Raw genomic sequence first — 14920 nt, forward strand, 5'->3', positions numbered from 1 at the left:
ACCCGGTGCCGGGTGCTCGCCAGGCCCTGGTTCACGAACCTAGGGCCGGGCGCGGGAGCGCACCTGTTCGCGGCGCCCGTACGGGTCAGGGCTTGCGGGCCACCCCCGCGTACACCGGCACGATGCCCTCCGTCTGGGCCGCCACGTCCTCCGGGTCCGGCCGCCAGCCGGTGACCGGGATGATGCCGGGGCCCAGCAGTTCCAGACCGTCGAAGAAGCGCGCGAACTCGGTGAGGGAGCGCGGGTGGAAGGGTGTGCCGCCGCGGGCGAACAGCTCCGCGGCCTTCCCCACCGCCGCCGGGTTCAGATCGGGCGTGACCTGCGAGAGGACCAGGTAGCTGCCCGGCGCGAGCACGTCCTTGTACCGCTTGAGCAGGCCGTGCACGTCGTCGCCGTCGGCCGCGTCGCCGAGGTAGTGCGTCAGGGCCACCAGCGACAGGGCGACGGGCCGGCCGAAGTCCAGGGACTCGCCCGCCAGCCGCAGGATCAGGTCCGGGTCCCGGACGTCCGCGTGGACGTACTCGGTGGCGCCCTCCGCCGAGCCGTGCAGCAGCGCCTCGGCGTGCCGGAGGACGATCGGGTCGTTGTCGGCGTAGACGACCCGCGACTCGGGGGCCACCGCCTGCGCCACCTGGTGCAGGTTCGGCTCGGTGGGGATGCCGGTGCCTATGTCCAGGAACTGCCGGATCCCGGCCTCGGCGAGGGTACGCACCGCCCGGTGCATGAACCGGCGGTTCGCGCGCGCCCCGCGCACCGCCGTGCTGTCCGCCGCGAGGATCCTGCGGGCCAGCTCCTCGTCCACCGGGTAGTTGTCCTTGCCGCCCAGCCACCAGTCGTAGACCCGGGCCGGGTGCGGCCTGCTGGTGTCGAGGGGCGCGGGCTCGGAACCGGTCATGCGGTGTCGTCTCCTCAGGGCTGGCTGTGCGGGCTGCGTGCGGGTCTCGCCGGTCAGAAGTTCTCGCGGTACGCGCACAGGATCTTCTCGGTGCGCTGGGTCGAGGCGGCGCGCGCCGTCATGTGGTCCAGGACCTCCAGGTGCGCCGAGACCTCGGTACGGGAGTCCAGGTACAGCGCGCCCGTCAGGTACTCGGTGAAGACCATGTCGGGCAGCTCCGGCTCCGCGAAGCGGAACAGGGTGAACGGCGCGTACGTCCCGGGGTGCGGCCCGTCCTCGAACTCGGCGACCTGGAGCGTCACCCGGTCCCGGCCGGCGAACTCCAGCAGCTTGTCGAGCTGCTCGCGCATCACCCGGCCGTGGATGCTCACCGGCCGCCGCAGCACCGTCTCGTCCATCACCACCCACAGGTGGGGCGGGTCCGGGCGGTCGAGGAGCCGCTGCCGCTCCATGCGCAGGGACACGTGCCGCTCCACCGCGTCCGCGCCCGCGTTGCCGATCGTCCCGGCCTCCAGGACCGAGCGCGCGTAGTCCTCGGTCTGCAGCAGCCCGGGGACGAAGTGCGGCTCGTAGGACCGGACGATCCGCGCGGCGCCCTCCAGGCTCACATAGAGGCTGAACCAGTCCGGCAGCACGTCGTGGTACCGCTGCCACCAGCCCGGCTGGTTCGCCTCCTCGGCGAGCGCGACGAACGCCGCGACCTCGTCGGAGGCGACTCCGTACGCCGTCAGCAGTATCTGGACATACGGTATTTTCAGCGCGACCTCGGCCATTTCCATGCGCCGCACGGTCGCCGGGGCCACGCGGAGCACCTTGGCGGCCTCCTCGCGCTTGAGTCCCGCCGTCTCCCGCAGTTCCTGCAGCCGTCTGCCGAGGACCACCTGGCCCACGGTGGGTGCGGCCCGTCGCTCGCTCACGCCACGCCTCCCCAACGCGCCCAAGTCTCGTCGCAGTCTGTCATGTTCCTCTGTCAGTCTCACAGGGGTGTTCGTGGATCATTCTCGGACCGGACGCATTACCCGGCAGGTAATCGACCGCGCCCGTGCGGGGCGGGATCGTGGAGCCACCGGGTTCCGGTCCGGCGCACTCCGGCCCGGAACCCGGCCCGACCCCAGCATCTCCGACCCGACGGAGGGTGACTCGTCATGTCCACGCACCAGCTTGCCGCACTCGCCCGTACGGCCGAACCGCGGCTGATGCTCCGCCGCTTCCTGGCCTTCGACGCGGCGGTGACCGGCGCCAACGCGCTCGCCTACCTCGCCCTGTCCGGCCCGCTCGGCCGCTACCTCGGCGCCGGCTCCGGGCTGCTCATAGCCCTCGGCGCCCTCCTCGCGGTGTACGCGGGGTGCGTGGGCCTGCTGGCTGCCCGCCCCCTGCCCCCGGCGCTCGGCGTCCGGGCCGTCGTCGAGGTCAACCTCGCCTGGGCGGCCGTCAGCTTCGCCGCCCTCGCCCTGTGGCTCACGCCCACCGCGGCCGGGGCGGTGTGGACGGTGCTCCAGGCCCTCGTCGTCGCCGCGTTCGCGCTGCTCCAGTACGGGGCCCTGAGACAGGATCAGGGCAGCAGCGTCTGAAGGTACTTGACCGTCGCCGGGTCGGCCGGGAGCAGCGTCTCGATGGCCAGCTCGGCGACGGTCACATCCATCGGGGTGTTGAAGGTGGAGATGGACGAGATGAACGACAGGACGTGTCCCTCGTGCTCGATCTGCATGGGCAGCGCGAAGTACGGCACCGGTTCGTCCGGCTCGGCGCCCGGCTCGCTCTCCGGCACCGGATAGGCGGCCACCTCGTCGTACAGCTCCCGCAGCGGCCGCGAGCGGTGCAGGGCGATCTGCCGCTCCATCTGCTCCAGCAGGTGTCCGCGCCACTCGCGCAGGTTGCGGATGCGCGGCGCCAGGCCGTCCGGGTGCAGCGTCAGCCGGATGGCGTTCAGCGGCGGCGCGAGCAGGTGCTCCGCGACGCCGTCCATCAGCATCGCGATCCCCCGGTTGGCCGCCAGCACCTGGTACCTCGCGTCGACGACCAGCGCCGGATACGGCTCGTACCCCCGGATCAGCCGCTCCATGCCCTCGCGCAGGGCGCCCAGCGCGGGGTCGTCCAGCGGGGTCTCCGGGTAGTGCGGGGCGTAACCGGCCGCGAGCAGCAGCGCGTTGCGCTCACGCACCGGGACGTCCAGGTGCTCGGCCAGGCGAAGCACCATCTCCTCGCTCGGCCGGGAGCGGCCCGTCTCGACGAAGCTGATGTGCCGGGCGGAGGAGTCGGCGCGCAGCGCCAGCTCGAGCTGGCTGACCCGCCGCCGCTCCCGCCAGGCACGCAGCATCGGTCCCACGCCCCGGTCGGTGGAGGGGGAGGTGCCGGACACGAGTGCGGTCATACCCGGAACGGTAGTCGACGCCGGGGCGCGCCGGAGCGGCCGCGCTGTGGCAGGCTGAGGCGAACCCGCCCAGGAGAGGAGCGCAGCCCATGCCCGTCGAACCGCTGTCGCCGCAGGAGGTCGAGGAGCGGCTGGCCGCACTGCCCGGCTGGTCCCTCGACGCCGGCCGTCTCACCCGCTCCTACCGGCTCGGCTCGCACTTCGCGGCGGCCGCGATGGTCGTCCACGTCGCCCAGGTGCAGGAGGAGCTCGACCACCACTCCGACCTGACCCTCGGCTACAACACGGTCGCCCTCGCGGTGCACACCCACAGCGCGGGCGGCGCCGTCACCGAGAAGGACGTCGAGCTCGCCCGCAGGGTGGAGGACCTGGCCGCCGGTCACGGGGCACACTGACGGTGTGCTCGACTACGACAAGGAAGCGGAACGCTACGACGACTCCCGCGGCGGCGAGCCCAGGGCCGCGGCGGCCGCGGAGGGCGTGCTGAGCCTGGTGCCGCCGCAGGCCCGCCGGCTGCTCGACGTGGCCTGCGGCACCGGCATCGTCACCCGCCGGATCGCGGCCGGCCGCGACGGCGGCCTGCGGGTGACCGGCGTCGACCTCGCCCCCGCCATGGCCCACCGCGCCGCCGCCCGGCTGCCCGGCGCCGTCGTCCTCGCCGACAGCCGCCGACTGCCCTTCGCCGACGGGGAGTTCGACGCGGTCACCAGCGTGTGGCTGCTGCACCTGGCCGGCGGCGCCGAGAACGTGCGGGCGATCGTCGCCGAGTGCGCCCGGGTGCTGCGGCCCGGCGGGACCTATGTGACCACCGTCGACAAGGGCGCCTCGCACAACGTGGGCAGCGACATCGACGCCGTGCTCGCCGCCCGGCCGCCCAGCATCGCCCACGACGCCGCCCACCTGGTCGAGGCGTACGCCCGCGAGAACGGCCTGGTTCCCGTCGGCGGGGCCCGCTTCACCGGACACGGCCAGGGTCGCAGCCCCCGCCGGACCGTCGCCGACCTGCGGCGCGGCTGGTTCGTCACGCTGCCGCCGGGGGAGCCGCTCGCGGAGGAGTTCGCCGCGCGCCTCGCGGCCCTGCCGGACCAGGACCGGCCCCGGCCCGACCCGGTCTTCACCCTCGCGGCGTTCACGAAGTCCTCGGCGCAGGGCGGCAACCCGGACGCCCCGGGCGGCGACTGAGAGGCGGAATCCATCCGCCCTCCAGGAGGTTCGTCCCGTGAGGCACCCCCACACCCGCCCGCACGCCCCCCACCCGCACCGCAGACGCCCACGCGCCCTGGCCGCGGCCCTCGCCGCCGCCGGACTCCTCGGCGCGGGCCTGACGACGCTGGCCCCCGACACCGCCGAGGCCGCCACGGCACGCCAGGTCGAGGCCCTGGACCGGGGCGTCGTCAGCGTCCACACCGGCGACGGGAACCTGGTCGGCTGGCGCTGGCTCGGCACCGACCCGGACAACGTCGCGTTCAACGTCTACCGGGCCGGTACGAAGGTCAACTCCAGCCCCGTCACCGGCTCCACCACCTACTTCCACTCCGGCGCGCCCTCCCACGCCGACTACACCGTCCGCGCGGTCGTGAACGGCACCGAGCAGGGCGACTCCGTCCACGCCATCCAGTTCCGCGCCGGCTACAAGGACGTACCGATCAGCCCGCCGTCCGGCGGCACCACCCCCGACGGCGTCTCCTACACCTACGAGGCCAACGACGCCTCCGTCGGCGACCTCGACGGCGACGGCGCGCTCGACATCGTCCTCAAGTGGCAGCCGACCAACGCCAAGGACAACTCCCAGTCCGGCTACACCGGCAACACCATCGTCGACGGCATCAAGCTCGACGGCACCCGCCTGTGGCGCGTCGACCTGGGCCGCAACATCCGCTCCGGCGCCCACTACACCCAGTTCCAGGTGTACGACTACGACGGCGACGGCCGGGCGGAGGTCGCCATGAAGACCGCCGACGGCACCAGGGACGGCACCGGCACGGTCATCGGCAGTTCCTCGGCGGACCACCGCAACTCCAGCGGCTACGTCCTCTCGGGCCCCGAATACCTCACCATGTTCAACGGCCGGACCGGCAGCGCCATGGGCACCGTCGACTACGTCCCCGCCCGCGGCTCGGTCTCCTCCTGGGGCGACTCCTACGGCAACCGCGTCGACCGCTTCCTGGCCGGCACGGCGTACCTGGACGGCTCCCGCCCCTCCGTGATCATGGCGCGCGGCTACTACACGCGCACGGTGATCGCGGCCTGGGACTGGCGGGACGGCCGGTTCACCCGCCGCTGGACCTTCGACACCAACTCCTCCACCAACAGCGGCAAGGGCTACGACGGCCAGGGCAACCACCAGCTCTCCGTCGCGGACGTCGACGGCGACGGCCGGGACGAGATCGTCTACGGCGCGATGGCCGTCGACGACAACGGCTACGCCCTGTGGACCACCCGGAACGGCCACGGCGACGCCATGCACGTCGGCGACCTCGACCCGTCCCGTGCGGGCCTGGAGGAGTTCAAGGTCGACGAGGACGGCTCGAAGCCCTCGTCGTACATGGCGGACGCGCGCACGGGCCAGATCCTCTGGTCCACCGGCGCGAGCGGCGACAACGGCCGCGGCGTCTCCGGGGACATCTGGTCGGGCAGCGCGGGCGCCGAGTCCTGGTCGTCGGCGGAGAGCGGCATCCGCAACCCCAAGGGCACGGTGGTGAACGGCCGCAAGCCCTCCAGCGCCAACTTCCTGTCCTGGTGGGACGGCGACACCGTCCGCGAACTCCTCGACGGCACCCGCATCGACAAGTACGCCCCCTCCGGCGACACCCGCCTGCTCACCGGCTCCGGCGTCGCCTCCAACAACGGCACCAAGGCCACCCCGGTCCTGGCCGGCGACATCCTCGGCGACTGGCGCGAGGAGGTCGTCTGGCGCACGTCGAACAACACGGCCCTGCGCATCTACTCCACCCCCTACGACACGGACACCCGCATCACGACCCTCCTCCACGACACCCAGTACCGCACCGCCCTGGCCTGGCAGAACACCGCCTACAACCAGCCCCCGCACCCGAGCTTCTTCATCGGAAGCGGGATGCCGACGGCCCCGCGGCCGTCGGTCCACACGCCCTGACCCTCATGCGGCCTCGTCCACCGGCGGGGGCTTCCCGCCGGTGACAACCGTCCTGACCCACCTCTGCGTCAGCCGCGTCCGGGAGGCGAGCACCTCGACGGGCACGCCCCGCCGGTACGCGGCGCGCAGAGCGGCGTTGCGCCAGTGTTCGAGTCTTCTCTTAGCGGCCCTGTCCGTGACCGTCCGGTGCAGCAGCACCGCAAGTCCGAGCAGCAGCCGCCCCGCCGGTCCCTCCCAGGTTCGTGCCATGCAGCCCCCAGTCCTCGCCACCACTCCCGCCCACTCAACGGTCGAAGAAGGGCGGCGGAGCCACAAGGGCGTGAAACGGGCACATGGGGCACGAACCCGGGAGAGGGCGCCGTCGACACGCGCCCTCCCGGAGGATCACCGGCGGGTACAGACCTCGGCACCCAGCCGGAAGGACGCCGGTTCCGTGTTCGTGCCCGACCACGTGCCCGTGAACCCGAAGCCCACCGAAGCGCCCGGTGCCACGCCGCTGTTCCAGCCGACGTTCTTCGCAGTCTCCGTCGTACCCGTCCGGGTGTGCTCGGCGTTCCACATCTGCGTCACCTGCTGGTCGCCGGGGAACGACCAGCCCAGGGTCCAGCCGTTCCAGGCCGACGTGCCGGTGTTGGTGAGGCGGACGTCCGCCTGGAAGCCGCCCGACCACTGGTTCGTGACCGTGTACGTCAGCTCGCAGGCGCCGGTGGGGGTGGGGTCGGGTCCGGGCCCCGGATCGGTGCCCCCGCCGGTGTCCGAGGTGTCGCCGTAGATCACCCCCCGGCCGTTGGTCGCCACGTACACCCTGCCGTACACCCGCGGGTCGCCGGTGATGGCGGCGCCGGTCCAGCCCCACTGGTGGGCGTCGTCGTTGATGCGGGTCCAGGTCGCGCCCGCGTCGGTGGAGCGGAAGATGCCGCGCACCCCGCCGATCTCCGCGCTGGTGAAGAGGGTCTGGTAGGAGGCGCCCGGGGCCGCCTTGCCGAAGCCGACGGTGTCCGCCGCGTCGACACCCGCCAGCTTGGTGAAGGTCTCCCCGCCGTCCGTCGAGTGCCACAGCCCGTACGGGCCGTCCGCCGCCCCGCCGGCCAGCCAGACGTCGCCCTCCCCGCCCGGCAGAGCCTTGAAGCGGACGCTGTCACCGGCGGGCAGCCCGGTCGCCGCCGAGGCGGTGAAGGTCGCGCCGCCGTCGGTACTGACGTAGAACTTCCCGGACTTGAAGCCGTAGAAGGTCGTGGGGTTCACCCGGTCCGACTCGACGATCGCGCCCGCCGGGAGGCCGGTCGACGCCTGCCAGGACGTACCGAAGCCGGTCGTGTACCGCACGCCGGTGCCCTCCGGGCTCCACACGAAGCGGCTGCCGTCCGCGCCCGCCGCGACCGTGCCGCCGCCGCTGACCCCGGACGGGTCGGTGCCGCCGAACCAGTTGGCGCCGTTGTCCGTGGAGAACGCGATGTGCGGGCCGGAGTCGAGGTTGCCCGCCCGGACCACGACGTCCGGCTTCGTCTCCGCGAAGTCCAGGCTCGTCGTCGAGGTGAAGTTCGGCGAGGTGTACATCATCGACGGGACCTCGGTCAGGCTGGTGTGCCGGAAGCCGCCGACGTCACCCAGCGCGCTCAGCAGCGGGGCGCCGGACGGGGGCGAGGCCAGGTCGTTGACCGCGGTCTCCTCCAGGCCGCGCACCATGGGCTCGACGTCGAACGTGCCGCCCTCGTCGTCCCAGTTCGTCAGGTTCTCCGTGCCGTAGATCGTGGCGCCCGTGCCGTACACCATCCGGTCCGAGTCGAACGGGTCGATCTCCAGCGCCTCCGTCATCCAGCCCAGCTTCGGGGTCTGTTCGGGCGGCGCCGGGTTCGCGCCCCAGGTGAGCCACGGGGACGAGGACACGTCCATCGTGTAGCGGTTCGCGCGGTCCGGGTAGGAGGTGTAGCTCCACGCCTGGGACCACGTCGCGCCGCTGTCCGTCGAGCGGAAGATCTGCGTGTCCGGCCACCACGAGCTGTACGCGGTCGCCATCACCGTCCCCGGGCGCTGCCGGTCGACCGTCAGGCCGCTGAAGCCGTAGTACGTGTCCGCCTCCGCGGCCGGGCTGATGTCCGTCCAGGTACCGGTCGCCGTCGCGTACCGGTACAACCGCCCCTTGCCGCCGTCGTACGGGCCGCCCGTGTCGCTGTAGGCCAGGTAGAGGTAGCCGTTCTCCGCGTCCAGCACGCCCTTGTGGGCCAGGTAGCCCGTGGGCTGCCCCGCGAGCCGCTCCCAGGTCGCGCCGGCGTCCGTCGAGCGGTAGACCGCGTTCTCCTTGTCGGCGACCCCGACGTACACCGTCGTCGTGGCCGTACCCGCGCTGCCCGTCGACTCGTCGAAGGTGACCCAGGTGATGCCCTGGTTGTCGGAGGCGTAGCCGGACGTGTCGCCCGGGTCCTGGGCGTAGTTGCCCGGGTTGGGGAAGGCCGTCACCTCGGACCAGGTGACGCCCGCGTCGGTGGACCGCCACAGCCCGTGGCCGCTGGGGGCACCCAGGTACAGCACGTCGTTGTCGTTCGGGTCGACGGCCAGGCGCTCGCCCATGCCGCGGCCGGGCATGTTGCCGCCCAGCTTGAACGGCAGGTCCGTCTTCTCCCAGGTCGCGCCGCGGTCGCCGGAGCGCAGCACCGCGCCGTTCGTCGGGTCCCAGTCGTTGGTGTACGTGCCGACCGCCGTGTACACCCGGTCGGGGTCGACGGAGTCGGAGGCGACGCTCACCACGCCGGTGTGGCCCCAGTCGTCCCAGCCGACGTGGTCCAGGAGCGGCGTCCAGGTGTGGGACGACTCCTGCCAGCGGTAGGCGCCGCCGATGTCGGTGCGGGCGTAGGCCAGGTCCTTCTCGGTGCGGTTGAAGACGATGCCGGGCACGAAGCCGCCGCCGTCGATGCGGGCGTTCTTCCAGGTGTAACTGTCGGCGGAGGCCGCCGCCCTCGGAGTTTCGGCGGCCAGCGCGGTGGGCGGACTGCCCGCCAGCAGACCGGCCGCGAGGGCCAGCAGCACGGTGAGGATCCGGGTTCTTCGCACGGTGGGGAACCGTCCTTCCGTCAGGAACAGAACACATGCGAGGACCGGGCGGCCCCAGGCGTGGGCAGGGGCCGCCCGGTCGGTTGGTCCCGTCGTCCGGTGACGAGACCGAGCACGCGGAGCCGTCAAGCGCTACCGGGAAGGAGACGGTGCCCACAGCGCCCCGTCAGGGGCGCGGGGAACTGCGCGACCAGCCACACTCAGCCCGCAGCCGAAATCGAACCGCCCAACCCGCGGAGCGCTTCGCGGGGGCTATTCCAGTAGCTCCGCGTACGAACCCATGGCGAGGGCTATGTCCGCCTGGGCCCAGAACCGGTGGTACGTGAACGTGGGCGCGGCGCCGCCCTGGAGATAGCTCTCGATCTTCGACCACGCCGGGTCGTCCTGGTAGAAGGACCGGATCGAGGCGAAGGTCGACGAGGCGTCGACCGTGTCGCCGTTCGGCATGGTGCCGCTCCAGCCGCTCGGGACGTAGATGCCGTCGTCGAAGCGGTTGTAGTCGGCGCGGGTCTCCGGGACGGCGATGCCGAGCGCGTCCTGGTTGTTCTCCCACATGCCGTCGAGCAGCGCCTTGGCGGTCGAGGCCGCCTCGGTGTCGCCCGAGCGGTCGGCGTAGTACGTCAGGGTCTTGGCGTACGCCGCCGCCACACCGACGTCGTTGGTGTAGTCCGCGACCTCGACGTGCAGGCCGCCGTTGTCACCCGGGGACGCGGCGTTCCAGGTGTCGGGCTGCCCCGACCACTGGAGCGTCGAGGGGATCCGGAAGGTGCCGTCCGGGTTGACGGTCGTCTCCGACAGCGCCCAGTCGACCCACTTGTCCAGGACCGCCTTGGCGTCGGCGTCACCGCTCTGCTGGTAGTACTCGGCGACCCGCTCCATCGACCACGCCTGGAAGCCGAACCACTGGTTGGACGGCGGGTCGTGGTACACCGGCTTCTCGTCGTAGTACATGCCGTAGAAGGTCGGCGTACCGGCCGGCGGCGTCGCGTAGCGGCCCGCCCAGCTGTTGGTCGCGCCGCCCGCGATGGCACCCTCGTCGGACTGCAGCCAGCGGTAGAACTCCACCTGCCGGTCCAGGGACTTGGCCCAGTCGGACTGGCCCGTCGCCGACTTCGGCTTCAGGTCGGCGTCGGTGCTCAGCGCGTACGCGGCCAGCGGGTTCTGGTAGCCGCCGTGGGTGTGGCTGGAGCCGATGCGCCAGGCCCAGCCCGCCGAGGTGTCCACCGCGCCGCCCCAGGCGTAGTACCAGGACAGCAGGTACATCGAGGAGTCCTTGCCGGTGCCTGCCGGGCAGGCCGACGGCCCGACGCAGTCGCCGATCTTCTTGAAGTACTTGTCGAACATGGCGTAGCGCAGGTAGTCGCCCATCTTCGCGGCCTTGTCCAGGGTCGCGGAGATCTCGTCGCTCTTGCCCTGCTCACCGGCCCAGATGTCCGCCCAGTACGCGGCCTGCACGGCGCGCGCGTCGGCGTCCGGGGCGTTGGTGAACTTCCACTGCTTGGCGTAGGAGGCGTCACCGGTGAACAGGTCCAGGTAGCCGTTCTTCCCGCCGTACTTGAAGGCGTCGCAGGTCGGCTGCGGCACCGTCTCCCACACCGACTCCTGCGCGCCGCGCTGGAAGGTGTTGATGTAGGAGGGACCGGTGTCCGAGGGGCCCGCCTCGCAGTTGCCGGGCGAGTTGCCGTAGCCGTAGGTGTTGTCGACGTCCTGGAGCCAGTGCATGCCGTACACGTCGTCCGTGCCGTACGCCGACTTCAGCTCACCGGCGATCGGGTCGGAGCCCACCGAGACGGTGCCGTCCAGCGGCGCCGGGTACTCGTTCGGCGTGTCCAGCTCGGGCGCGTAGGTCGCCGGCTTCGAGGCGTTGTAGGAGGAGTTGGTCGGCTGGTCCGCGTGGGTGGGGATCATGTACGTCTCCATGATCTCCCAGGCGTTGTTGAACTTCGACCAGTCGCCGGTCACCTTGCCGTACATGGCCTGGAGCCACAGCAGGTAGCTGTACGCCTCCGACGTGGTCTCGTGGCCGTGGTCGGGCGCCTCGACGATGAGGGTCTCCACCGAGTGGTAGGGGATGCCCTCGGGCGAGAAGTAGCCGTTCGCCGGGTCGGTGATCTTGCCGTACAGCTCCAGGAAGCGGGCGTCGTAGTCCTTCGCCGCCGCCAGCTCGGTCACGGTGACCGTGGCCTTGCCGTGGCCCGGGGCCGTCGACTCGAAGACCGCCGAGCCGTTGCCGGAGGCGTCCGCCGAGACGGTCACCGGCTGGGCGGTGTCCCAGTCGGACGGGGTGAAGGTGAGGCTCGCGCCGCCGGTGAGCGACAGGCCCGTGTTGCCGCTCGCGCGGGTGGTCGTGACGGTCACGTCCGCGGTCGGCTGCTCCGAGAGTTTGACCTCGAAGGTCCCCGACTCGCCCTGCTGGACGCCCAGTTGACTCGGTGAGGCGACCACGGTCGGTCCCGCGGCCACCGTGACGCCGACCGGGGTCGAGTCCGCGGAGGCACCCATGCTGTCGTAGGCCTTCGCCACCAGAGAATGACTGCCCACGGTCAAGCCAGAGGCGGAGTACGTGTAGGGCGAGCTGGTGTCGGTGCCCAGCAGGGTGGCGTCGTCGTAGAACTCCACCTTGCTGATCGTGGCGCCGTCGGCGGCGGCCGCCGTGGCCGCCAGCGGCACCGCCTCGCCCTGCGAGTACACGGCGCCCGCCTCCGGGCTGGTCAGCACGGTGATCGGCGGCTGGTGCGCGCCGGTGCAGGAGGTGCCGTTGACCGCGAAGTCGGTCGGTGCGGCGTTGCTGCCGCTGTACGTGAACTGTCCGCCGGTGGAGACGGCGGCCCCGGCGGCGATCCGCGCGTTGTACGAGGCGTTCTGCACGGTGACGTTCTGGCCGGACTGGGACCAGGTGCCGTTCCAGCCGTTCGTGAGCTTCTGGTTGCCCGCGTAGGAGTAGGTCAGCGTCCAGCCGTCGAGGGCGTCGGTGCCGTGGTTGGTCAGCGTCAGCTCCGCGGTGAAGCCGGCGCCCCAGTCGTTGGTCCTGTAGTCCACGCTGCACTGAAGTGCGGCCGCCTGGGCCGGAGTTGAACCTGTGCCCAGCATCGTGAGAGGGAGTGCGAGCGCCGCCAGCGCGGCGGTCCACCAGCGCCGCGCGGTGCGGCGTCCGGGTCTGTGTCGTGAGTGCATGGTGCTGGTTCCTCCTTGCGGCTCGGGGAGGGGGTGGGGGAGGAGCAACAAGCCTTGAACCAGTGGGAGCGCTCCCATAGTGGAGAGGGTGCCTGGTGCGGTCAAGATGTGTGAACAGTCGAAAAGATTCGACGGGTTCGACGGGGAGAAAGTCGGTAACTCCTCTGTTCTTTACCGTCACTTGGCGCTACCTTCGCTGCACCAGTGGGAGCGGTTCCACCAGTCGACGCGTCCGTCACGGCGCGCCCGAACTGCAAGGAGTCGCTCATGCGCCACCCCCCGCTCCACCCCCCGCGTTCAGGACTTTTAGCCGTTGCCGCAGCCGTGGCCGCTACGTGTCCGACGCCTCGCCGGCCCGTGTGCCGGATCGCTCACCCCGCGGGCCGTTCCACCGTGCCCGCGGGCCGTTCCTGACCTCCGATCACGACGGCACCCCCATGCCGATCGGCAGCGGGCCGCGCCGACCCAGGCGCGGCCCGGGACGACAGCAGCACCCCCACGAAAGAAGGAACCCGCACTCATGACCCGTACCAGAACCGCGATGCTCGCCGCCCTGACCCTGGTCGCCGGCGCCTCCGGCACGGCACTGGCCGCCCACTCCGCGAGCGCCGGGGCCGCGGCCGCCGCCTGCACCGTCGACTACCAGGTGCAGAACGACTGGGGAAGCGGATTCACCGCTGCCGTGACCGTCACCAACAACGGTGCCGCCACGTCCAACTGGTCGCTGGGATGGACCTACGCAGGCAGCCAGAAGGTCACCAACAGCTGGAACGCGAAGGTCACTCAGAGCGGTGCCGCCGTCACCGCGGCCAACGAGTCCTACAACGGCACCCTGTCCACCGGCGGTTCGGCGAGCTTCGGCTTCCAGGGCACCTACAGCGGCAGCAACGCGATCCCGGACACCTTCACCCTCAACGGCGTGACCTGCAACGTGGACGGCGGGACCGACCCCACGGACCCGCCCACCGATCCGACCGACCCGCCGACCGACCCCACCGGCCCGGGCGACCGGGTGGACAACCCCTATGACGGCGCCCAGGTCTACGTGAACCCCGAGTGGTCCGCCCACGCCGCGGCCGAACCCGGCGGTGACCGCATCGCCGACCAGCCGACCGGTGTGTGGCTCGACCGGATCGCCGCCATCGAGGGCGCGAACGGCGGCATGGGCCTGCGCGACCACCTGGACGCCGCGCTGGAGCAGAAGGGCTCCGGCGAGATGGTCGTCCAGCTGGTCATCTACAACCTGCCGGGACGCGACTGCTCCGCCCTCGCCTCCAACGGCGAGCTGGGCCCGACCGAGATCGACCGGTACAAGACCGAGTACATCGACCCGATCGCCGAGATCCTCTCCGACTCGAAGTACGCGGACCTCCGGATCGTCACCACGGTCGAGATCGACTCCCTGCCCAACCTGATCACCAACGTCTCCGGGCGGCCGACCGTCACGGAGAACTGCGACGTGATGAAGGCCAACGGCAACTACCAGAAGGGCGTCGGCTACGCCCTGAACAAGCTCGCCGACGCCGGCAACGTCTACAACTACGTCGACGCCGGGCACCACGGCTGGCTCGGCTGGGACAGCAACTTCGGCCCCTCAGCCGAGATCTTCAAGACCGCCGCCACCACCGAGGGGGCGACCCTCGACGACGTGCACGGCTTCATCGTCAACACCGCCAACTACAGCGCCCTGAAGGAGGAGAACTTCAAGATCACGGACTCGGTGAACGGGACCTCCGTGCGCCAGTCCGACTGGGTCGACTGGAACCAGTACACCGACGAGCTGTCCTACGCCCAGGCCATGCGCGACAAGCTGGTCTCGCTCGGCTTCGACAGCAACCTCGGCATGCTGATCGACACCTCCCGCAACGGCTGGGGCGGCGCCGACCGGCCCACCGGACCGGGCGCGACGACCGACGTGAACACCTACGTGAACGACGGGCGCTACGACCGCCGCATCCACCCCGGCAACTGGTGCAACCAGTCCGGAGCCGGCCTCGGTGAACGCCCGCAGGCCAGCCCCGCCGCCGGGATCGACGCGTACGTGTGGATGAAGCCCCCGGGCGAGTCCGACGGCTCCAGCAAGCTGATCGAGAACCCGGACGGCAAGGGCTTCGACCGGATGTGCGACCCCACCTACACGGGCAACGAGCGCAACGGCAACAGCATGTCGGGCGCCCTGCCCGACGCCCCGATCTCCGGGGCCTGGTTCTCCGCGCAGTTCCAGGAGCTGATGAAGAACGCCTACCCGCCCCTGTCGTGAGCGGGTGCCCGCGCATGCCGCGCGGGTGAACCGCCGGGGTCCGGTCCTTGCGGGCCG

At 71.5% G+C, this 14920-nt stretch carries 11 protein-coding genes; 5 read left to right on the plus strand and 6 right to left on the minus strand.

All coding sequences use genetic code 11. From position 1 onward, the window contains the following. Nucleotides 1-85: 85 nt before the first annotated feature. Both ACH4D3_RS03535 and ACH4D3_RS03540 read right to left on the minus strand, forming a co-directional pair. Complete coding sequence (locus ACH4D3_RS03535) at nucleotides 86-895, minus strand: SAM-dependent methyltransferase (protein WP_398315873.1); 810 nt, start codon at nucleotides 893-895, stop codon at nucleotides 86-88. Nucleotides 896-948: 53 nt separating this feature from the next. After that, nucleotides 949-1812: a helix-turn-helix domain-containing protein gene (locus tag ACH4D3_RS03540; protein ID WP_398315875.1), complete on the minus strand. Its 864-nt coding sequence runs from the start codon at nucleotides 1810-1812 to the stop codon at nucleotides 949-951. 228 nt (nucleotides 1813-2040) lie between these two features. On the opposite strand from ACH4D3_RS03540, the gene ACH4D3_RS03545 reads away from it, so the two are divergent. Beyond that, complete coding sequence (locus ACH4D3_RS03545) at nucleotides 2041-2466, plus strand: hypothetical protein (protein WP_398315877.1); 426 nt, start codon at nucleotides 2041-2043, stop codon at nucleotides 2464-2466. On the opposite strand, the gene ACH4D3_RS03550 is transcribed toward ACH4D3_RS03545, so the two are convergent. Further along, the gene (locus ACH4D3_RS03550; RefSeq protein WP_398315879.1) at nucleotides 2448-3266 is read right to left on the minus strand and encodes a helix-turn-helix domain-containing protein; all 819 of its coding nucleotides are present in this window, start codon (nucleotides 3264-3266) and stop codon (nucleotides 2448-2450) included. The genes ACH4D3_RS03545 and ACH4D3_RS03550 overlap by 19 nt on opposite strands. Before the next feature lie 89 nt (nucleotides 3267-3355). Here ACH4D3_RS03550 and ACH4D3_RS03555 point away from each other — a divergent pair, with 89 nt between their 5' ends. The 3 genes from ACH4D3_RS03555 to ACH4D3_RS03565 are packed head-to-tail and all read left to right on the plus strand — an operon-like array spanning nucleotide 3356 to nucleotide 6381. Then, nucleotides 3356-3661, plus strand: a complete 306-nt coding sequence (locus ACH4D3_RS03555; protein WP_398315881.1) for a 4a-hydroxytetrahydrobiopterin dehydratase — start codon at nucleotides 3356-3358, stop codon at nucleotides 3659-3661. Between the two features lie 4 nt (nucleotides 3662-3665). After that, nucleotides 3666-4448, plus strand: a complete 783-nt coding sequence (locus ACH4D3_RS03560; RefSeq protein ID WP_398315883.1) for a class I SAM-dependent methyltransferase — start codon at nucleotides 3666-3668, stop codon at nucleotides 4446-4448. 37 nt (nucleotides 4449-4485) lie between these two features. After that, nucleotides 4486-6381 (plus strand): rhamnogalacturonan lyase, encoded by a 1896-nt coding sequence (locus ACH4D3_RS03565; RefSeq protein ID WP_398315885.1) that lies wholly within the window; start codon nucleotides 4486-4488, stop codon nucleotides 6379-6381. Nucleotides 6382-6384: 3 nt separating this feature from the next. Here ACH4D3_RS03565 and ACH4D3_RS03570 read toward each other — a convergent pair whose 3' ends face one another. The 3 genes from ACH4D3_RS03570 to ACH4D3_RS03580 form a co-directional block, all read right to left on the minus strand. Further along, nucleotides 6385-6630 (minus strand): hypothetical protein, encoded by a 246-nt coding sequence (locus ACH4D3_RS03570; RefSeq protein ID WP_398315887.1) that lies wholly within the window; start codon nucleotides 6628-6630, stop codon nucleotides 6385-6387. Nucleotides 6631-6765: 135 nt separating this feature from the next. Beyond that, on the minus strand, nucleotides 6766-9429 hold the full coding sequence (locus tag ACH4D3_RS03575) for a cellulose binding domain-containing protein (protein WP_398315889.1): 2664 nt from the start codon (nucleotides 9427-9429) through the stop codon (nucleotides 6766-6768). Between the two features lie 252 nt (nucleotides 9430-9681). After that, on the minus strand, nucleotides 9682-12603 hold the full coding sequence (locus ACH4D3_RS03580) for a glycoside hydrolase family 48 protein (RefSeq protein WP_398315891.1): 2922 nt from the start codon (nucleotides 12601-12603) through the stop codon (nucleotides 9682-9684). 520 nt (nucleotides 12604-13123) lie between these two features. Between ACH4D3_RS03580 and ACH4D3_RS03585 the strand changes: the two genes are divergently transcribed. Further along, nucleotides 13124-14863 carry a cellulose 1,4-beta-cellobiosidase gene (locus tag ACH4D3_RS03585; protein ID WP_398315893.1) on the plus strand — a complete coding sequence of 580 codons (1740 nt, stop codon included), beginning with the start codon at nucleotides 13124-13126 and terminating at the stop codon, nucleotides 14861-14863. Nucleotides 14864-14920: the final 57 nt, after the last annotated feature.

Origin of the sequence: Streptomyces sp. NPDC018026 (assembly GCF_044327745.1) — a bacterium.
Classification (GTDB): Bacteria; Actinomycetota; Actinomycetes; order Streptomycetales; family Streptomycetaceae; genus Streptomyces; species Streptomyces rubrogriseus.

Excerpts from the sequence above, each read along its gene's own strand:
- ACH4D3_RS03555 (WP_398315881.1), top strand. The coding sequence starts at position 3,356 with ATGCCCGTCGAACCGCTGTCGCCGCAGGAGGTCGAGGAGCGGCTGGCC.
- ACH4D3_RS03535 (WP_398315873.1), bottom strand. The coding sequence starts at position 895 with ATGACCGGTTCCGAGCCCGCGCCCCTCGACACCAGCAGGCCGCACCCG.
- ACH4D3_RS03570 (WP_398315887.1), bottom strand. The coding sequence starts at position 6,630 with ATGGCACGAACCTGGGAGGGACCGGCGGGGCGGCTGCTGCTCGGACTT.
- ACH4D3_RS03550 (WP_398315879.1), bottom strand. The coding sequence starts at position 3,266 with ATGACCGCACTCGTGTCCGGCACCTCCCCCTCCACCGACCGGGGCGTG.
- ACH4D3_RS03585 (WP_398315893.1), top strand. The coding sequence starts at position 13,124 with ATGACCCGTACCAGAACCGCGATGCTCGCCGCCCTGACCCTGGTCGCC.
- ACH4D3_RS03580 (WP_398315891.1), bottom strand. The coding sequence starts at position 12,603 with ATGCACTCACGACACAGACCCGGACGCCGCACCGCGCGGCGCTGGTGG.
- ACH4D3_RS03545 (WP_398315877.1), top strand. The coding sequence starts at position 2,041 with ATGTCCACGCACCAGCTTGCCGCACTCGCCCGTACGGCCGAACCGCGG.